Consider the following 19,518-nt stretch of genomic DNA (forward strand, 5'->3'; position numbering starts at 1 on the left):
ACGAGGTGCACTAAATACCTGCGATATCGGGGCATTATCATGCATAGTCATCAGATAGCCGCAGTTAAGCCGACCGATTGAGCTTTGTATTTGCTTGTTGACTAAATCTCTTAACGTGCTATTTATTTCGTTTTCTAACAAAACCTCTATTAGGTACCGAGTACTCTTTTGCGGCCTATCTCCAGGTACTGGCGTCTAGGTGAGGGAAAGATTTTACTATGTCATCAATCTGACTGCTTGTTCATTACGTACATAAAATATGCATAATCCATTATAAAATTGGATTATATAAATTAAGTGTAATAGATAAAGCGGGAATTATATGATGGATGGGCAAAATCTTTCGGGCGAAATCAACCATTTTTTGAAAAGCCATGCGTTGCTGCCAACTACTATAGCTGCTGATTCCGAAGTAGTTGACCAGGTGATAGAACTGGTAGTAGCTAAATTAGCTGAAGTATCTCGGCAAGTAGACGGGCGAGAAGTCGTTTGGAACGCTGCTCACCAAACGGATGCTGCTCAGGTAATCCAAGAGCCTGCTAGAGTACACAATGCAACCGTTAGCAGCCACGGCAACGACCTGATGAAATCGTTGCTGGAAGATCGTTACCACGGTACGGTGCATAGCCTAGCGACGGATACGGGCATCGATGCCAGTGAGGTAACACGGCTGGTGGGCCAAGTAGGCTTGGTGGCGGCCGGTCTATTAGGACAGAAAGCTGATGCCAACCAGTGGGATGCTGACGCCCTCAGCCAGTGGCTGCAAGAGCAGCGCGGCGGTCAACCGCAAGTTCAACGCACTGTGCGTCCTGCCCTACCGCCCTTGCCTGCCTTCACTGCCACGCCTCGCGAGCCGGTGGCGGCTCGCAGTGGGGGTAGCAGCCACTGGGGATGGATTGCACTGCTGGTGGCCGTTGCCATTGCGAGCTTTCTCCTGGGCCGACAAACGGCGCCCGCTATCAACTACCAACTGCCGGATACTGCTCTGGCCAGCAATGCTTTGTCGGCCAAAGACCGGTTTTCCCTACCCACTGCCGCTACCGATAACCGTACGACTTGGGATGCGGCCAATCCAATCAACGTGACCACCAACGAAAACTTCCAGGCGGCCGGGGGCTACCCGACTGTTATTGCTACCAACACTACCCCCAACAGCGGCGGGGGCTATGTGTATGGCAATGCTGGGGTGCCGGTGGTACTGAAGCTGAGCGGTGGCCTGCAACAAATTATTGGCTCCAACTCCACCGAGAGCCGCCTGTACCAGTTTCTAGCCGACCCAACAATGGAAGTGGATACCTTAAATCCGCTGAAAGGGTGGATTGGCTTCGACCGCATCTACTTTGAGTCCAGTAAAGCTACACTCACCAACGAATCGATGTGGCAGCTGTCCAACGTGGCCAGTATTCTGAAAACCTTTCCCAGAGCCGAAGTGCGGATTGGGGGCTACACCGACAGCTCCGGCGACCCGCTGTTCAACCTGCGCCTGAGTCGCGACCGGGCACAAGCCGCCCGCGCTACCCTCATCAGCATGGGCGTCGACCCAAATAACGTAGAGGCCATCGGCTACGGCTCCCTCGACAACATTGCCAGCAACGATACCCCCGATGGCCGCTCGCTCAACCGCCGGGTTAGCATTCGGGTATTAGAGAAATAGAATAGCATACGAATGCCAAGGCCCGCCGGAAGCATGTTCTGGCGGGCCTTGGTGTGTGGGTAGGGTAGGGGGTTACGCCCGTAGCGTGGTGCTAAACTCCTTCACTGTATCGATGAACACGCGCACATTGTCGGGGTTGGTGTCGGGGTAAACGCCGTGTCCGAGGTTGGCAATGTGGCGTTGTGGGCCAAAGCGGCGCAGCATCTCCATGGTAGCCTCGCGTACTTGCGCCGGCGAACCGTAGAGGGCGCAGGGGTCGAGGTTGCCTTGCAGCGTTTTGTCGCCTACGAGTGGGCGCACGGTGCGCGGGTCCTCATTCCAATCGAGCCCAATGGTACGGCAGGGCAGCTGGGCAAAATCGGCGGTGGCAAAGTAGGCACCTTTAGCGAATACTGTGACGGGCACATCGGGGATGGCCTGACAAATTTCGCGGATATAGCGCGTGCTGAACTCGCGGTAGTGGTCGGGTGGCAAGATGCCCGCCCACGAGTCGAACACCTGAATCAGGTTGGCGCCGGCTGCTACCTGCGCCTGGAGGTAAGCAATAGTCGTAGCCGTGATTTTGCGCAGCAGCTCATGCGCCAGCTCAGGGTTGGCGTAGAGCAAGCGGCGGGCTTTCGAGAAAGTCTTAGAGCCATGGCCTTCTACCATATACGCCAGAATAGTCCAGGGCGCACCGGCAAAACCGATAAGTGGCACGCGGCCGTTAAGCGCCGTTTTGGTGACGCGGATGGCCTCCAGCACGTAGCCCAGGTGCTCCTCGGGGTCGGCTACGCGCAGGCGGTCCACATCCTGCGCCGACTTCACTGTATCCGGGAAAAGTGGCCCGCGGGCTTCTACCATCTCGTAGGGTAGGCCCATGGCCTCGGGCACCACCAGAATATCAGAGAAAATAATAGCTGCGTCTACATCCAGCGCATCTACGGGCTGGATAGTGACTTCGGCGGCCAGCTCGGGGGTTTCTACCAGTTCCTTGAAGCCGCTGAGGCGGCCTCGCAACTCGCGGTATTGGGGGAGAATACGGCCTGCCTGGCGCATAAGCCAGACGGGAGTGCGTTCAGTTTCTTCGCCGCGGGCGGCACGCAACAGCAGATCATTCTTGAGCATGCCGCAAAGGTAGAGGGGAAATGGCGAAATTGTGAGGTTGTGAAATGGTGAGTTACAGGGTGCCTATCTCTTGAGCAGAGCGAAGGACCTTCTCACGGTAGAACGACAGTCACGACAACGACTCTTTCTGGCGTGAGAAGGTCCTTCGCTGCGCTCAGGATGACAGGCGCTTTCTTACTCACCCATTAACTCATTCAGCCATTTACCCCTTCATGAACAGCGCCCGAATGGCCGTAGCGATGAAGCTGACGCCGATACTGAGTGTGAGAAAGCCCATTACGCGGGCCATAGCCGTCATACCAGCACGACCCATCACGCGGGTGAGGCGCAGGCTGCTCACGAGAATCAGAAAGCTGGCAACAGCCACCAGCACAAAGCCTACCAGGGTAAGGGCTACCCCGGAGTAAGACAAGCGGCTGGTAAACAAGCCAATGCACACGGCAATGGAGCCCGGCCCTGAAAGCATGGGCATGGCCAGCGGCGTAAAGGAAATATCGTCTTTCTGCTTGCTGTCCTCCACCGTAGCGTCCGAAACCTTCGATTTGTTGGCGCCGGGCGTAAGCAAGTCAAAGGCTGAGCGCATCAGTAGAATGCCGCCCGCAATGCGCAAGTGGTAGATATTAATACCGAAGAAATTGAGCACGTATTGGCCGGCAAAAAACGATACGGCCATAATACACACCATGTACATGCACGCGCGCAAGGCCGTGCGGCTGCGCTCAGGGGCCGAGTCGTTTTCGGTTAGAGTTAGGAAAACCGGCATGGCCCCAAACGGATTCACCACAGAGAACAACGTGGTGAACGTGGCAATCAAAATATTTATATCCATAAGGCAGCGGGTTGAATTCCCTAGCGGGTAAAGGTACATGCTGCTGTGCCACCGCAAAAATGCAAAAGCGTATGTTTGTTTTACTGCTGACCTACGTATAGGTATCTTTTAGTCCTACCCCTCGTACTCCCGACCTAAACTGCTACCCCCTTGTTGACTCTAGACGGCCCCTGGTGGCTACTCCTAAGCCAATCCTTCACGCTATTGCTTGCGGTGGTGGCCATTGTAGCCACTGTAGTGCCCTTGGTAAAGGCACAGGCATGGTGGATCCGAGTTTTTGATTTTCCTCGTCTGCAAATCGTTGTAGGAGCCCTGCTGAGCGAAGTAGCACTGCTCGCCCTCCGCATGACGGCTGAGCCCAGTGGAACAGCGCTTGCCGTGGCGCTGGGCATATGCGCTGCGTATCAGATATTTCGCATTTTGCCTTATACGCCTCTGCGCCCTAAGCAGGTAGACGACAGCGACCCGGAAGGCCTCGCAAACAAGGACCGTCAGATCACCATCATGGTGGCCAACGTGCTGATGACGAACCGCGACGCACCCAGCTGCCTGCGAGCCATACGTGACTGCGGACCGGATATCTTGCTGGCAGTTGAGACTGACCAATGGTGGTTGGATCAGTTGCGTGTGTTGGAAAAGGACTACCCCTACACGGCCTACGAACCTCTGCCTAATACATATGGGCTCCTCCTGTTTTCGCGGTTGGAACTGCGCGATGCCCATATTCGCTACCTCATTGACGATGAAGTGCCTTCGTTTCATGCACAGGTCATCTTAAAGTCGGGTGAGGAAGTATGCCTGCATTGTCTGCACCCCAAGCCGCCAGCACCCGCCGAGGCCAAGACCAGCACTCGCCGCGATGCCGAGTTGCTGTTGATTGGGCGGGAAATAGAAAACAAGGACCAACCGACGATTGTAGCGGGCGACCTAAACGACGTGGCATGGTCACACACCTCTGAGCTGTTCCGGCGCACTAGTGGCCTCCTCGACCCGCGTATTGGGCGGGGTATGATGCCTACCTTCCACGCCGACTACTCGCTGCTACGCTGGCCGTTGGACCATATCTTCCACTCGCCTCACTTCAAGGTAGTGCAAATGCATCGCCTAGAATACATCGGTTCCGACCACTTTCCTATCTGCATCACCCTTAGCTACGAGCCCGAGGACGAAGCCGAGCAGGAGGCCGAAGCCGCCAAGCCCGATGCCGAGGACCACGAGGAAGTGCAGGAAAAAATTGCCGCTGGCTTTGCCGAAGAAGCTGAAGAGGAGCGTGAGGAAGCGCAAGGAAAGCAGTAAGTACTAAAAAAAACTGTTTGTCCTCCTGAGCGCAGCGAAGGGCCTTCTCACGCTAGGACGAATCGTTAGTTCAACGGTCATTCTAACGTGAGAAGGCCCTTCGCTGCGCTCAGGAGGATTGATGACTTTTAGCTAGAGGCTACCTGCCAACCCGCACTTCACAACTTAATACCCCTCCTCAAACAGAAAAGCCATTTGTTGCTGGTTGATGCTGGCCGGCACGTACCGCATGATCGTATTGCGTAAGCGGACGAGGGTAGGGCTTTCGAGTTGCGCTACCCTACCTAATTGCCACGACAGCCGCACAATGCGGGTAGTGCGGGCATGGCGGCGAGCCTCAAACGTTTGGAAAGCTTCGCGTATATCCGCTTGGTTGGCTAGGCAATTGGCAAGAATAGCGGCATCTTCCACCGCTTGACCGGCGCCCTGGCCCAGGTTGGGGGTAGTGGCGTGAGCTGCATCGCCGAGGAGTAGCACTGGGCCATAGGCAAAGTGCGTGATGGGCTTCAGGTCCGTAATGTCGTTCCAGAGGAGCTGGTCGTCTCGGGTGAGGGCTAGCAGCTGCGGAACGGGCGCATGAAAATCAGCGAAATGCCGCCGCAAATCGGCCGCCCGGAAATGCTGAAACCGTGGGTTACGCGGCTGCGCACTGTTGATGCACGCAAACCAATACGTTTGCCCGTGGGCCAGCGGCACGTAGCCGAAGCGGCCAGTGCGGCCCCAGGTTTCGTAGGCATGGCCGGTGGGTAGGCGCAGTGCAGTAGCATCCACTACGGCCCGCCAGCACGTGTAGCCTGCGTAGCGCGGCTCGGTGCCGGGCAATAGCTGCCGCCGCACCCTCGACCGAATACCGTCGGCGCCCAGCAAGGCGTGGCCCACAGCCTGACTGCCATCGGCAAAATGGGCGCGCACCTCGCCGGTAGTCAACACCTCGAAGCGCTCGAAGGGGCAAGCAAGCGTGAGGCAATGGCTGGGCAACTGGCGTAGCAAGGCTTGCTGAAGGGCTGCCCGATGAATCCCTAGATTCTCGAAGCCCAGCCGGTGGCTGAACGGCCGTGTGTCGGTGTGGTTGAGCTGCCTACCCTGTTGGTCTACTAAATGCAGCTCCGTGATGGGACTGCCGGCAGCCCGTATTGTTTCGTGCAGGCCCAGATCGTGCAGGGCGCGCATGGCGTTCAGCCCCAGTACTACGCCCGCGCCTACCTCGCGCAGCATCGGGGCAGCCTCATATACCTGCACCGTATGTCCTTGCCGCCGCAGGGCTATAGCGGCAGTCAGACCGCCAATGCCTGCCCCGATGATGAGAAAATGCATATGGCAGTATAGCGTTGCTACAATGAACGGGTTATGAACAAGAAACGTGCAAGGGCGGCAAGGTAGGGGAGCCTGATGTGCTAAAAGTACCAAAGCACCAGGCAGGCGCCGAAAGATACTATAGTATCTTTCGGCGCCTGCCTGGTGCTCCGATTTTGCTTCGCAAGACGAACTTGCTCAGTTAAGCAATTCCCTACACTTTCACGTTTTCCATGCCGTATTGTTTCAGCACGTCTTCGGGTACGCCCATCCAGCGATTAGGCGCGTTGCCGGCATAGCCAATATCGGCAATGCCGATTTTGCTGGTGAAGAAGCCCGTAGCCGTGAGGTCGCGCATGCGGTTGAAGAACGTGACGCCGGGTGCCATTTCCGGTTTGGCTTTCATGGGGTAGGCAATGGCCGTCACCATTTCCAGCTGCTGCTGCTGGCTGCACTCCACAAAGGGCTTGCCGTAGCGGTTGGAACACTGCACATCCAGCCAGCGCAGGCCGCCGCGCATGGGCACCTGGTGCGTGGGTATGTCCTTCACAATGAACTCAATGAAGTCAGGTACACCCGCATCAGAAGCACTGCCCGACTTCTCATCCTTCGGAATGATGATGTCGCCCAGCACCGTGATGGTAGCCATTTCGTGCTTGGTGAAGAACGTCTCGGCGTGCAGCTTCTTATTGCGCTCTACCTCGAAGGCTTCCCGGCCAGCATTGTCCTCCTCGGAGGCAGCTTTCTTGGTGGTAGCGGCCTGCTTGTTGTCCGTGTCGCTTTTGCAGGAGTCCAGCAACAACCCGGTGGAAAGGGCCGTGAGGCCAATAGCTTTTAACGAATCCCGTCTTTTCATCGGAATAAAAAATGAAGCGTCTGGTTATACATTCAGTTTTTTGCGCTGGTCCAGGATGTACTCGCTCGTGCGCATCGACAAGGCAAGAATAGTCCAGGTAGCGTTTTTGTCGCCTTGCTGCACAAAAGGAGCCGCGTCTACCACAAACAAGTTGCGGCAGTCGTGGGCCTGGCACCACTTGTTGAGTGCCGATTTCTTGGGGTCGTCGCCCATGCGCACGGTGCCTACCTCGTGAATGATGCGGCCAGGCGCTTCCAGCCCGTAGTTGGTTTCGGGGCCAGGAATTTTGGAAGTGATAACGGCGCCCATACCGTGCATGATTTCCTGGAAGGTTTCCTGCATGTGTTTGGCCTGCTGCACCTCAGCATCGGTCCACTTGTAGTGGAATTTCAGGACCGGAATACCATATTTATCCACTACGTCCTTGTCGATTTCGCAGTAGTTGTCGGCGCGGGCAATGGCGGTGCCGCGGCCGGCCATGCCCACCTGCGTGCCGTAGAAGCGGCGGTAGTCGTCTTTCAGCGAGGCGCCAAAGCCCCCGGCTTCTTTCTTATTACCGTCGCGGTCGGGCACCAGGCCGTTCAGCTTGTGCATGCCCATCCCGAAACCGTAGGAGGGCATGTGCATGCCGCCGCCGTATTCGATGTGGTAGCCACGGGGAAAGTTCAGCTTCTTGTTGTCGAGCCACCATGGGGTATAGATGTGCACGCTACCCACACCGTCTTCGTTGTAGCGCTTGCGGTCCATCAGTTGGGGTAGGAAACCGCCCAGGCTGGCACCCGTGGAGTCGTGGATGTACTTGCCCACCACGCCGCTGCTGTTAGCCAGCCCGTTGGGGTGGCGCGCCGAGACAGAGTTGAGCAGCAAACGAGCCGATTCGCCGGCGCTAGCACCCAAAATCACTGTTTTGCCCAGCACCTGGTACTCCTGCAACGTCTCCTTGTCTACGTACGATACGCCCGTAGCTATGCCGTCGGCATCGGTCAGCACCTCGCGCACCATGGCATTGGTGATGAGCTTCAGGTTGCCGGTTTTCAGGGCTGGAATCACCAAGCACGATGACGCGGAGAAGTCACCGTACACTTTGCAGCTACGGCCGCACTGCCCGCAGAAGAAGCAGGCGCCCCGGTCTTTGTTGTCGGGTAAGGCTTCGGTGAGCACAGAGCCCCGGCCCGTAATGACCTTCACGCCAGCTTTTTCGGCGCCTTTCTTAATAAATAGCTCGTTGAGGCGGGGCTTGGGTGGGGGTAGGAAAATGCCATCGGGTTCGTTTTCCAAGTTTTCTACGGTACCGTAGATGCCAATCATCCGGTCAATCTTGTCGTAGAACGGCTTCACCTCGTCGTAGGTGATAGGCCAGTCGTCGGTGAGGCCGTCGATGTGGTGGCTCTTGAAATCGTTGGGCCCCATGCGCAGCGAGATGCGCCCCCAGTGGTTGGTGCGCCCACCCAGCATCCGCGCCCGAAACCAGTCGAACTGCGTGCCGTCCTTCGTGGTGTATGGTTCGCCTTCCAACTCCCAGCCGCCGTAGGCTGCATCAAAATCTCCAAAAGGGCGCACCGTAGAGGCCCCGCGCCGCGGCGACTCGTATGGGAACTTCAACTGCTGTGCGTCCTTTGCTGGGTCGAAGTAGGCGCCGGCTTCCAGCATCAGTACCTTCAGACCGGCGTGAGCTAGCACGTAGCCCGCCATGCCGCCCCCGGCCCCCGAACCCACAATCACGGCATCGTATACCGTCCCCGATTTTTTAATCTCGAATGTGCTCATGGTTTGATTTACTTGTGCGTGGTGGGCTGCCGACTGCTGAGGCAAGAAGTCGAAGTAACAACTGGCACCGCACCGCGCGCAACTACTTTATATTTGTTTATAATTCAGTGATGGTGATGTTGCGAAAAGACACTTCGTGGCCGTGGTCTTGCAGGGCAATGTGGCCTTTAGGGTAGGCGGCAAAGTCTTTCCAGGTTTTAAACTTGCTATTGTTGATCAGCTCGTTCCACTCCGGGCTACCCATCTGCGTCTCCACGATCTTGGTGCCGTTCAGCCAGAATGTGAGGTGCCCGTCTTGCTTGCGCAGTTTCACCTTGTTCCACTGGCCAGCGGGTTTCGCTACATCCTTGGCTGGGGCTTTCATATCATATAAAGAGCCAGCTAAGTGATTGGCTTTCTTGTTGTCAGAAGCCTTTTCGTTGTCCAATACCTGCATCTCGATGCCGGTTTGGTAGGTAGCATGAAACTTAGGGTCTTCCTGCACACCGAAGATGATCCCGCTGTTGCCCGTCTCCGTAATATTCCAATCCAGGGCCAGCTCAAAGTTTTCGTATTCTTTGTCCGTCACCAAGTCGCCACGGCCTTCCGCTTTTGGGTCTAGTTGCAGAGTGCCGTTCACTGCTTTCCAAGCGGGCGTGGTCGTGGGCTTCAGGTACAGGTGCCAGCCGTTGGTGGTTTTGCCGTCAAACAAAACCTGGGGCTTTTTCCCTGCCGGCTGCTTGTGAGCCGACGCGAGCGGACTACAAGCTATCAGGGTTGCAATACTGACAACGAGAAATTTCATAGGGTGTGGGTTATGAACAGGGTAGGCAAGAAGGCAGGGACTGGTAGTAGGAGCAGGCAAACGAGCAAAAGGAAGCAAATAGTTAGCAGCAACACACCGCCGCTAGCTGCCAATTGACTCAACATACAGAGCATTAGTTGCTTTTCCTAGCACTGGTAGATAGGCTATTTAACTGGCATAAAAGCGTACTCAATTTACCATGTATTAATGCTAAAACGATTTTGCAACGTAAGATAAGATAAATGCCTGAACAATGAGATGAAACAGCGAATCATGTTGTACCGTAGGCTTAACTATACCGAAATGCCAATAGCTCCGTGGCTGTACCGGTCGCGTAGCCTTTAACACTTGTAGTTATGGCTCAGACAGAAAAAGGACTCAAATTCATCCGGGTACCTGCCTACACGCGCAGCTACCACGGCAAGACCATCACAGTGCCCGCCCACGTGCGTAGCACCCCTACTCACTGCCCTACCACCGAAAAAGTAAGGGTAGGAGAGAAGCAGTAGAAACGGTGTGTCATCCTGCGCAAGCTCAGGATGACAGAGAAAAAATAACGCAAAAAGGCCCGGAAGAATTTCTTCCGGGCCTTTCTTATTTAAAGCGTGTCAGCAATTACTTGCTGCCGTCCACTTCTTCATAATCTACATCGGTCACGTTGTCGGCACCTTGGGGCTGGCCTTGCTGGCCGTTGCCGCCGGGCTGACCACCGAAACCTTCTGCACCGGGTTGGCCTTGTGGGCCGCCCTGGGCGTACATTTCCTGCGAAGCAGCCTGCCAAGCAGCGTTGATGGCTTCCATCGCCGTGTCAATCTGCGCGAGGTCTTTGCTCTCGTGGGCCTTCTTGAGGTCGGCGAGGGCATTTTCAACGGCCGTTTTGTTGCCGCCGCTCAGCTTGTCGCCGTACTCTTTCAGTTGCTTTTCCGTCTGGAAAATCATCGAGTCAGCCTCGTTCACTTTCTTGATGCGGTCAGCTTCGGCGCGGTCGTTTGCTTCATTGGCTTTCGCCTCGTTGCGCATCCGCTCGATGTCAGCATCCGACAGACCCGACGAAGCTTCGATGCGAATCTTCTGCTCCTTGCCGGTGCCTTTGTCTTTTGCCGATACGTTCAGGATACCGTTAGCGTCGATGTCGAAGGTTACTTCGATCTGTGGTACGCCGCGGGGTGCTGGCGGAATGTCCGACAGGTGGAACTTACCAATGGTGCGGTTCTGCGAAGCCATCGGACGCTCGCCTTGCAATACGTGGATTTCCACCGAAGGCTGGTTGTCCGAAGCCGTAGAGAACGTCTCCGATTTCTTAGTAGGAATCGTAGTGTTCGACTCGATGAGCTTGGTCATCACGCCGCCCATCGTTTCGATACCCAGCGAAAGCGGGGTTACGTCGAGCAGCAGCACGTCTTTCACGTCGCCGGTCAGTACACCACCTTGGATGGCAGCGCCAATAGCTACTACCTCGTCGGGGTTTACGCCTTTGTTCGGCTTCTTGCCGAAGAACTTCTCTACCTCTTCCTGAATGCGCGGAATGCGGGTAGAACCACCCACGAGGATAACCTCGTCGATGTCCGAAGCCGACAGGCCAGCATCTTGCAGCGCCTTTTTGCAAGGCTCCATCGAACGACGCACGAGGTCGTCGGAGAGCTGCTCGAACTTAGCGCGGCTCAGCTTCACTACCAAGTGCTTAGGACCGGTAGCCGTAGCCGTAATGTAGGGTAGGTTGATTTCCGTCTCGTTCGACGACGACAGCTCAATCTTGGCTTTCTCAGCGGCTTCTTTCAAGCGCTGTAGGGCCAAGGGGTCATTGCGCAGGTCTAGGTTGTCGTTCTCTGCTTTGAACTGATCGGCTAGGAAGTTGATGATTACCTGGTCGAAGTCGTCACCACCGAGGTGGGTGTCACCGTTGGTGCTCAGTACTTCGAATACACCGTCGCCCAGCTCCAAAATCGAGATGTCGAAGGTACCACCACCCAGGTCGTACACAGCAATCTTCTCGTCTTTATGCTGCTTGTCGAGGCCATAGGCCAGAGCAGCGGCAGTAGGCTCGTTGATAATACGCTTCACGTCGAGGCCGGCAATAGCACCAGCTTCTTTGGTAGCCTGGCGCTGGGCATCGTTGAAGTACGCTGGAACCGTGATAACGGCCTCGGTTACGGTGGTACCGAGGTAGTCTTCAGCGGTTTGCTTCATTTTTTGCAGTACCATGGCCGAGATTTCCTGCGGCGTGTACTGCCGGTCGCCGATTTTCACGCCTACCGTGTTGTTCGAACCACCCTGTACATCGTAGGCTACGTGGTCGGTTTCACCGCGTACTTCGGAGAAGCTACGGCCCATGAAACGCTTGATCGACGCGATGGTGTTGGTGGGGTTGGTAATGGCTTGGCGCTTGGCGGGGTCACCTACTTTGCGCTCACCTTTACCGTTATCGAGGAACGCCACAATCGACGGCGTCGTGCGGCGGCCTTCGCTGTTCGGAATTACGACCGGCTCGTTGCCTTCCATTACGGCGACGCAGGAGTTGGTCGTACCGAGGTCAATACCGATTATCTTTCCCATGTTGGAGGGTTATAGTTTGTAGTTGAAGTGTCTTGGAATAGTGTGCAACTCAGGCACGCAAGGGTAGATACAAGCAATGTACCAGCCCTTTTTTTGTGACAGATTGTCATTTTTCAATATTCCGCGCCGCCGATATCCGACGGACTGACCTTTACGAAAATCCTAGGGTAGGGATTACGTGACAGGTAGGCAGCAACTGGTTGGGGTAGGCCTGTAGCCGGATGTTTTCCCCCAGCTGACAGCTGAGTAAGAAACCCCGCAATGGTCTGCTGCCACAGCGCAGGCTGTTTGCGCCAGTAGGGCTCGTGGCCGGCCAAGGCAAAGTCCTGCCGCTGCTTGGGACCGCGCAGACCACTAAACACGGCGTCGGTTTCGGCGCGGGTTACGCGGGCATCCTGCTCGCCCCATAGCAGCAGGGTAGGGGTCGTGATGCGCGGGGCATACTCGGTGGCCTTCAGCCCATAGGCCCAGAAGCCATTCTGCACGCCGCCCCAAAACACGAGTAGGTAGGCCATCGGAAAGCTCGGCACGTGCATGGAGGCGAAGCGGTTTTGGGCGGTTTGCAGCATGCTGCCGTACGGGCATCCCAGGATATTGGCTGCCGGGCGCACGCCCAATTCACTTTCGGACCGCAGAATGGCTACAGCGCCCATGCTAGGACCATAGAGCACTAGCGGGCCAGTGTCGGGTTGCCGTTGCAACCACCGCACCACGGCCGCTACGTCGTCGGCCTCGCGGTAACCGACGGTGGTTTGATAACCCTCGGAACCGCCGTTGCCGGCAAAATCGACCAGCAGCACCGCGTAACCTAACTGCCGGAAGTACGCAGCCTCCGTCACCAGCTTCGACTTATTGCTGGTGTAGCCATGAAACAGCGCTACAGTACCGCGCCGCCCGACCACTGGGCCGTACCACGCGGCCAACCGGCCATTGGGGCTCTTAATGAAAACCGACTGGTAGGGAAAGGTTGGGACGCCCTCGTTCACGGGTTTGGGGTTGCGCACGCCCGTGAGCAATAACATCAGCTTCTGCGCCGCCGAAACGCGCTCTGGGCTCTGGGTGCGGGGGCCACCAGCCTCCACAAAATGCGTAAAGCGCCACGCGTGAAAAAACGCTACTACGTTTACCACCAGCAGCGCCGCTACCAGCGCCCACAGCCACCATCGGCGCATTATTTTCGGCCGGCGTTGCGGCCACCGCTGGCCGGGCGGCTGGTGCCGGGCTTCCGGCTGGCGCCGCGGCTGCCCTTGTCGGAGGGTTTGGGTTTGTCGTTGGATCGAGCATCCTGTTTGCCGCCGAAACCGCCGCGCTTGTAGCCGCCAGCTGTGTTCTTGGGTTTGGTGCCGGGGCGCACGCCACCGGGCCAAAACTCACCTTTTTTGCGGCTGTCGGTGGCGCGGGAGGTGCCAGCCTCGGCGGTTTGGGCGGCCGTCAGGTCTTTCAGGGTTTGTACTTCGGTGGTGGTCAGCTCGCGCCACTGGCCGGGTGCGAGGTCCAACAGATCGAGGCCGGCGAGCCGGGCGCGCACCAGGCGGAGGGTAGGGAACCCCACGGCGGCCGTCATTTTGCGCACCTGTCGGTTCATGCCCTGCGAAATCGTGATTTGCACCCAGCTAGTCGGAATATTGGCCCGAAACCGCACCGGCTTACTCCGCTCCCAGAGAGTGGGGGGCTCGGGTAGCAATGCTGCTTCAGCAGGGGTAGTGAAGCCTGATTTGATATCCACGCCGCGGCGGAGCTGCTCCAGGGCTTCTTCCGTCGGCTCGCCCTCTACCTGCACCCAATACGTTTTCGGGATTTTGAAGCGCGGCTCCGACAAGCGGTGTTGCAGCTGCTTGTCGTCGGTGAGCAGCACCAGTCCTTCCGAGTCGTAATCCAGCCGCCCTACGGGGTAGATGTTGGGCACCGCTACGAAATCTTTGAGCGTGGCCCGCCCGCTTTCGTCGGTAAATTGGGTGAGGACTTCGTAGGGCTTGTTGAGCAGCAGGTAGCGCATAGGAGCAGGATGAAATACCCTGCAAAGGACGACAAATTTCGGGGCCCGTGACCTGACTTAGCGCCCCAGTTTGCGCAGGCGTGCCTGCACCAGGCCCGTGGGCACCACTTCGTGCAGGGTGCCCGAGCGGTACATCACGTACGTGGCGCTGTCCTGACGGGCAAGGCCGTGCCCGCCCGACGTGTTATACGTGTGTGCTATCAGTGTGCCGATGCGTACCGTGTCGGCAGGGCGGCGCGGAGGTAGGGTCAAGGCCAGCACAGTGTCAGGGGAAAGCATAGTGGCATTCAGCACCGCCATGCGTGCCTGGTAGGTAAGCGAGTCGTAGCGCGTGTAAGGACGTGAGCGGAACTCGCCTGGCTTGTAGTCTTCGCTGTGCGTGAAGTGGGTGCGCACAGCTTCTTGCACCTGGGCTTGCGCTTGCTCCTCTGCGGTTTGTTGGCAAGCGGGCAGGCAAAAAATCAGAAGCAGAGCGGGAACAAAGGCTTTCATATAAAGGTAGGGTAGGGCCAAAGCAAAACGGCGTGCTGGCAAAGCAGCAATTCCTTAGTGTTGCAAAAATAAAACGCCTCAGATGCTGCCCGAATATTTCCGAATCACCCACTCGGCCGTTACGAGCGTCAGCAACAGGAAAAACAACCATTTCTGGTCTATCAACTCCTTGAGGTCTTCTTGCGAGTAGATGACGGGCTTGTAGTTGGCCTTCTCGATATCCTGCGCAAGCTGGGCAAACTGACTGGGATAGTACAAGCGCTGCCCACTCTGGCGGCTAAGCTGGTAGAGCAGGTTGTGGTCGGCGCGCGATTGGAGGGCTTCCAACTGCTGCTCCTGCACCAGCAGCTCGCCGCTGGCCTGCTGGGGCTGGCCGCCCAGGGTGGCGCGGGCCTGGTAGCGGTAGAGCCCGCCGGGCAAGGGGCCAAGGTGAAGCGGCGCACCGTCCTCGCTGTTGCTGAAGGTGAACGTGCGCGGCTGATTCTGCTCGTTGGTGAGCGTGAGGGTAATCTTCTGATTGTAAATGCGCTCGAAAATAGCATTGTAGGTTTCTACCCCAAACGTCACATCGTCGCGGGTCGTGAAGTCGTCCTGGGTAGGGTACACGTCGAGGCGCTTCTTGTTGGCGTTTTGGGTGAGCAGCTGGAGCGTGCGCACCACTAGGCGGTCGTAGGCCTCGGGGCGGTCATCGTGCTCCACGGCTTCTTGCAAGCGCCATTGCCAACTGCCGTCTGTGAGTAAGGTAGCCGCTTTGGTTTGCGTCCCGCCGCCGAACACCAGTAGCGGCTTGGTGGTGCGCAGGCGCCCTACCTGTTGCAATAAGGCAGCCTCGCTACCCCCGCCCAACTGCACCTCCCCAAAGGGTACCGGCGCGGGGGGGTAGGCAGCAAAGCGCTGCAAGTCGTCCTGCGAAAATGTGAAGCGGGCAAAAGCCGGGTTGGTCGCAGGCGTCACGTCGTCGGTCTGCTGGCCGCGGGGCTGCACCGTAAGGCCCGCGCCGGCCTGGTTGAACGCCGCAAAATCGGACTGAGCGCCCAGAATATATAAAGCCGGCAGGCGCTGCTGGCGCACCAGGTTCAGCACTTCCTGCCCTACCCCTAAGCGACTGGGCAGTTGGTGCAAGATGGCCACGTCGTAGTCCTGCGCCTTCAGGGGCGTGATGCCGGGCAGGTAGGCCACCAGCTCGTAGTTGTCGTTGCTGCTGATGGCGGCGCGCAGGGCTTTCAGGTCGGGGTGGGGGGCGGCGGCGGCTAGCAGCACGCGCAGCTTGCCGCGCACTACATCCACATAGGCAAACTTGCTGTTGTTGAGCAAGGTAAATTCGCCGGCCTGCTTCTGCACCACTACCTCATAGCGACGTTTGCCGGGCGCGGGGGCGGTCAGCAGAAAGGTGGTTTTCACGCGGCGCTGCCCTGCGGGTAGTTTCACGGTATTAGTCGCCAGCACGCGGCCGCCTTCGCGCAGTTGCACGGTAGCCGTGCCGCCCGCAAAGCCATCATAGGCCACTTCGGCCTCAATCGGAAACTTGTTGCCGCTGAAGGCCACGCGGTTGTAGTTGAGCGCGGGTAGGCTCAAATCCTTTTTGGGCACGGTGTCGCCCACGGCCACGCTGTAAATCGGGAACTTATACGTGGTGTATTCCGGGGCCCTACCCTGGTTCACGATGCCATCGGAGAGCAGCACCACGCCGGCCAGATTGCGACCCTCATAGCCGTCCTGCACGCCCGTGAGCAGCGCATCAAGGTCGGTGGCCGGGGCCGAGAAGCGCACTGAATCGGGCGTGGCAGGCGGCCGCGGGGCGGGGGGTAGGGTTCGGGTTTCTACGTTGAAGCCGCGGCCGCGCAAGGTGGTGGCCAGCTGCGTGAGGCCGGTGCGCGCCTGCTGCAACACCGGCGCCGGCGTAAACAGCCCCACCGACTGTGAGTTATCCATAGCCAGCACCAGGGTAGGCGCCTCGGTGGTATTGGTAGTAGAGCGCACAAACGGCCCCAGCAGCAGAAAGCACAGAAAGCTCACCACCACAAAGCGCAGCCCGGCCAGCAGATAGTTAATGGGCTTGCTCCACGGCGCCCGCGCCGAGTAAAGCAAGGCCGCATAGCCGGCGCCCACGGCCAGGCACAGCAAGATAAACCAGGGAGAATAAGCGGTAGTCAGCAAAAGGCGACAGTATCAGATGGAATGCTAAGAACCCGGGAGCAGCGGGGATAGTTGCGTGGGGTAGGAGGTAGAGCGAAGGTAGGAAGTTACGCGGGGAGAAGTTAAGCCGTTGAAAAATCAATAGCTTAGCCGTAGCAGTATTTAATAGGCTATTATCATCTATCTTTTATGCTTCACTACTTGCAAAATCTACTATGCTGTAATGCATTCCTATTGCTGTGGTTGTCAACTAGCCTCGAAGGTATGCCAAAACGTAACCCAGTTGCTGTCACTTTCTCGGAACATCTACTCGGTAATTTTCGCAATGATACGTTGGTATTAAGTGCCAACTACTCAGAATGCGGTGAGTTTGGCGGCCACCGGGAAATGATTAAAATATATATGCGGGCCGAGGAGCAAAGGCAGGCACGCCAAGCAGATTGGAACTGGGCAGCGGTGCCGCTCACAGCAGTGTGGTATTTGGATACCGCACGCTGCTCCCAGCCCAATAGCATGCTTTCTCTAGTAAAGCAGCAACAGATTACTGTTTCGCATGAGGAAGCTATTGTGGAGTATATTCAAACGATGCTGACGCGCAACCTGGCAGATAACGGCATGACACTTACGAATGGTAGCAATCGATACTCTGTCAAGCGTACCAATAGGGAAAGCCTACATGTTGAGTATCGCGACGTGCGACGGGCATGGGATGGGTTTGAGCGTTTACGGGAAAGGATATTTGAGAAGTAAAAGGGTGAGTTTATAAGCAGTAGGCATTCTTACCGCTTTATCACCGTCACCAACTCTCTACTCTCCAGCATCCGCACAGGCGAAATAACTAGTTCATCCAGCGGCAATTGACTGCCGTAGCGTTCCTTCATCTTGGCCTGCACGGCGGGGTGGCTCAGGTCGAACTCGCGCAGGTGTTGTAGTTGGCCTATTTCGCGGCCAGTGGCCTGTTGGTACATCTTCCACAGTAGCTCGGAGCAATAGATACGGTCGTCGGACCAGCCGAAGTAGAGGTCGTACGGCTTCCCACGGTACTGTTCGCCAGCAGCGCGGAGGCGGCGTAAGACGGCAGGCGTAAGCACCTGTTCGGCGTCACGCAAACGCTTCACCACAAAATGGTTGCCGGCACCGCGTGCAATCCAACTATTTAGGGGGGTGTCGCTCACGGGCTGCACAGCTTCATACACGCGCCACTCGCTTCCCTGGCGGTAGAGGATGCCGCAGTGGCTATAAGGTGAGTGCGTGGCCAACTGAATAGCCCGGCTCTGAGCGGAGGTGGATGTCTGGAAAATCAGGTCGCCGTTGTGGAGTTGTGGGGCGGCCTCCATTGCCTGCAATCTTTCTAGGAAAAGAGCACGGCGAGCGTAGGGGCGATAGGCACGCAAACCAACAAAAGCAGTCACTACGAAACCAAGCAGCAACAATAGTAACGGAGCGCGCTTGTGCATGGATAGAGGATATAAAAAGCGATACAATCTACCCAATTAGCTTAAACCCTACCCCTCGGATATTCAAAATATCCAGCGTCTCATCCTGCCGCAGGTGCTTGCGCAAGCGCGACACGTACACGTCCATGGTGCGGGCGGTGAAGAAGTTGTCGTCGCCCCAGAGGCGGCGGAGGCAGGTGCGGCGGTCCACCACGCCGTTGCGGTGCTGCACCAATAGCAGGAGAATCAAGATGAATCGATTGCTGTGATTCAGCGACTATGAACTCTGATTTCTACGACTTCCTCTTTTTATTCCAGTAAATAGTAACTACTTAGCTGCATGAAGCAGTGGTTTTTCCTTCTTACTGTCAGTGTCCTTTTAGGTGGTAGCCACCGTTTGCTTGCCCAGGTTGCAAGTGCTGACACAAGCGCAAGGGTAGCGGAAGCCAGTCTCCGCCAGCAGTACGAGCGGGCATTGCGCAATGAGTGGAGCCTGTACAACGGCCCGGAATACGTGGATTACGTGCGGAGAAACACAAAGGGCCATCGGTTTTTTGGCAGCCCAGACGAGCAGCTTGCAACCGTGACGTACGGTGGAACCACCTACGCCAAGATACCGCTGCGCTACGATTTGGTACGGCAGCAGCTCGTACTCAGGCCCTACCAGGATGATCATCAGATACAGCTGGTGGATGAGCTAGTCGAGCAGTTTTCCATCGGCGGGCACACCTTCGTGCGGCTCGGCGCCGAGGCGCCGGGCCGGGGCCGGTTCTACGACGTGTTGGTAGAAGGACCCGTGAGCGTTTTGGCGTCGCACCACAAAAACTACTCGGTGCGCACTGCTGCTACTGCTATAGAAGGCGAAATAACCGCTGCAACCGACTACTACATTCGCAAGGAAGGGGTTTACCATTCCGTCAAAAAGGCGAAAGACGTGGTGCGGCTCTTTCCGGAGCACCGGGCGGCACTGCGCAGCTATCTGCAAGCCAACAAAGTTGCCGGGCGGGAGCAGGCTATTGTTGCCCTGGTGCGCTACCAGGCCGGGCTACCGACTGCCTCCAGTCAATAAGTGCACTTATGCCTGCTCAGCAAGCCAGTGGCTTCAGATGCTGAAAGGTATTTTCAGGGTAGGAGCCACCCACGTAGAGACGCTGGGCTGGCTTTTCTTCCAACACGTATGGCTGAAGACCATTACAGATCTGCTATATTCTTATAATAAATCAGTTACTTAACGGCTGCCTTTACTTACAATACCCGTTAGTCTGCACCGAACAGCGGCGCCTACAGCGGCAATTTACCTTTATGCTTATCCAGCGTAT

Annotated in this window: 18 protein-coding genes; 5 read left to right on the forward strand and 13 right to left on the reverse strand. The window is 57.0% G+C overall.

Features of this window, described 5'->3' with window-relative positions; translation table 11 throughout:
• Positions 1–322 precede the first annotated feature (322 nt).
• Entirely contained in the window at positions 323–1,654 is a 1,332-nt protein-coding gene (locus MUN82_RS02025) for an OmpA family protein (RefSeq protein WP_245094519.1), read from the forward strand.
• Positions 1,655–1,726: 72 nt separating this feature from the next.
• Here the strand turns inward: MUN82_RS02025 and hemE are convergent, their stop codons facing one another.
• Positions 1,727–2,761 carry a uroporphyrinogen decarboxylase gene (hemE, locus tag MUN82_RS02030; RefSeq protein WP_245094521.1) on the reverse strand — a complete coding sequence of 345 codons (1,035 nt, stop codon included), beginning with the start codon at positions 2,759–2,761 and terminating at the stop codon, positions 1,727–1,729.
• A gap of 202 nt (positions 2,762–2,963) precedes the next feature.
• Positions 2,964–3,590 carry a MarC family protein gene (locus MUN82_RS02035; RefSeq protein WP_245094524.1) on the reverse strand — a complete coding sequence of 209 codons (627 nt, stop codon included), beginning with the start codon at positions 3,588–3,590 and terminating at the stop codon, positions 2,964–2,966.
• Positions 3,591–3,740: 150 nt separating this feature from the next.
• Here MUN82_RS02035 and MUN82_RS02040 point away from each other — a divergent pair, with 150 nt between their 5' ends.
• The gene (locus MUN82_RS02040; protein WP_245094527.1) at positions 3,741–4,886 is read left to right on the forward strand and encodes an endonuclease/exonuclease/phosphatase family protein; all 1,146 of its coding nucleotides are present in this window, start codon (positions 3,741–3,743) and stop codon (positions 4,884–4,886) included.
• 165 nt (positions 4,887–5,051) lie between these two features.
• Here the strand turns inward: MUN82_RS02040 and MUN82_RS02045 are convergent, their stop codons facing one another.
• The 4 genes from MUN82_RS02045 to MUN82_RS02060 form a co-directional block, all read right to left on the reverse strand.
• The gene (locus MUN82_RS02045; RefSeq protein WP_245094529.1) at positions 5,052–6,200 is read right to left on the reverse strand and encodes an FAD-dependent monooxygenase; all 1,149 of its coding nucleotides are present in this window, start codon (positions 6,198–6,200) and stop codon (positions 5,052–5,054) included.
• 193 nt (positions 6,201–6,393) lie between these two features.
• Entirely contained in the window at positions 6,394–7,035 is a 642-nt protein-coding gene (locus tag MUN82_RS02050) for a gluconate 2-dehydrogenase subunit 3 family protein (protein ID WP_245094532.1), read from the reverse strand.
• Positions 7,036–7,059: 24 nt separating this feature from the next.
• On the reverse strand, positions 7,060–8,802 hold the full coding sequence (locus tag MUN82_RS02055; RefSeq protein WP_245097496.1) for a GMC family oxidoreductase: 1,743 nt from the start codon (positions 8,800–8,802) through the stop codon (positions 7,060–7,062).
• A gap of 97 nt (positions 8,803–8,899) precedes the next feature.
• Positions 8,900–9,586, reverse strand: a complete 687-nt coding sequence (locus tag MUN82_RS02060) for a 3-keto-disaccharide hydrolase (RefSeq protein WP_245094535.1) — start codon at positions 9,584–9,586, stop codon at positions 8,900–8,902.
• A 356-nt stretch (positions 9,587–9,942) separates the two neighbouring features.
• On the opposite strand from MUN82_RS02060, the gene MUN82_RS02065 reads away from it, so the two are divergent.
• Positions 9,943–10,095: a hypothetical protein gene (locus tag MUN82_RS02065; protein ID WP_245094538.1), complete on the forward strand. Its 153-nt coding sequence runs from the start codon at positions 9,943–9,945 to the stop codon at positions 10,093–10,095.
• Positions 10,096–10,201: 106 nt separating this feature from the next.
• Here MUN82_RS02065 and dnaK read toward each other — a convergent pair whose 3' ends face one another.
• The 5 genes from dnaK to MUN82_RS02090 form a co-directional block, all read right to left on the reverse strand.
• Positions 10,202–12,139: a molecular chaperone DnaK gene (gene dnaK, locus MUN82_RS02070; RefSeq protein WP_245094539.1), complete on the reverse strand. Its 1,938-nt coding sequence runs from the start codon at positions 12,137–12,139 to the stop codon at positions 10,202–10,204.
• Between the two features lie 113 nt (positions 12,140–12,252).
• A complete protein-coding gene (locus MUN82_RS02075; protein WP_245094541.1) occupies positions 12,253–13,311 on the reverse strand; it encodes an alpha/beta hydrolase in 1,059 nt (352 codons plus the stop codon).
• Complete coding sequence (locus tag MUN82_RS02080; protein WP_245094542.1) at positions 13,311–14,135, reverse strand: pseudouridine synthase; 825 nt, start codon at positions 14,133–14,135, stop codon at positions 13,311–13,313. The genes MUN82_RS02075 and MUN82_RS02080 overlap by 1 nt, the downstream gene beginning before the upstream one ends.
• Before the next feature lie 57 nt (positions 14,136–14,192).
• A complete protein-coding gene (locus MUN82_RS02085) occupies positions 14,193–14,627 on the reverse strand; it encodes a hypothetical protein (protein WP_245094544.1) in 435 nt (144 codons plus the stop codon).
• A gap of 78 nt (positions 14,628–14,705) precedes the next feature.
• Positions 14,706–16,784 carry a VWA domain-containing protein gene (locus tag MUN82_RS02090; RefSeq protein WP_245094546.1) on the reverse strand — a complete coding sequence of 693 codons (2,079 nt, stop codon included), beginning with the start codon at positions 16,782–16,784 and terminating at the stop codon, positions 14,706–14,708.
• 243 nt (positions 16,785–17,027) lie between these two features.
• Between MUN82_RS02090 and MUN82_RS02095 the strand changes: the two genes are divergently transcribed.
• Complete coding sequence (locus MUN82_RS02095; protein WP_245094547.1) at positions 17,028–17,513, forward strand: hypothetical protein; 486 nt, start codon at positions 17,028–17,030, stop codon at positions 17,511–17,513.
• Between the two features lie 29 nt (positions 17,514–17,542).
• Here the strand turns inward: MUN82_RS02095 and MUN82_RS02100 are convergent, their stop codons facing one another.
• A complete protein-coding gene (locus tag MUN82_RS02100) occupies positions 17,543–18,100 on the reverse strand; it encodes a YiiX family permuted papain-like enzyme (protein ID WP_245094549.1) in 558 nt (185 codons plus the stop codon).
• A 148-nt stretch (positions 18,101–18,248) separates the two neighbouring features.
• Positions 18,249–18,449: a winged helix-turn-helix domain-containing protein gene (locus MUN82_RS02105; protein WP_245094551.1), complete on the reverse strand. Its 201-nt coding sequence runs from the start codon at positions 18,447–18,449 to the stop codon at positions 18,249–18,251.
• Between the two features lie 147 nt (positions 18,450–18,596).
• Here MUN82_RS02105 and MUN82_RS02110 point away from each other — a divergent pair, with 147 nt between their 5' ends.
• Positions 18,597–19,268 (forward strand): hypothetical protein, encoded by a 672-nt coding sequence (locus MUN82_RS02110; protein ID WP_245094552.1) that lies wholly within the window; start codon positions 18,597–18,599, stop codon positions 19,266–19,268.
• Positions 19,269–19,518: the final 250 nt, after the last annotated feature.

The sequence above is a fragment of the Hymenobacter aerilatus genome, assembly GCF_022921095.1.
GTDB classification, from domain to species: Bacteria; Bacteroidota; Bacteroidia; order Cytophagales; family Hymenobacteraceae; genus Hymenobacter; species Hymenobacter aerilatus.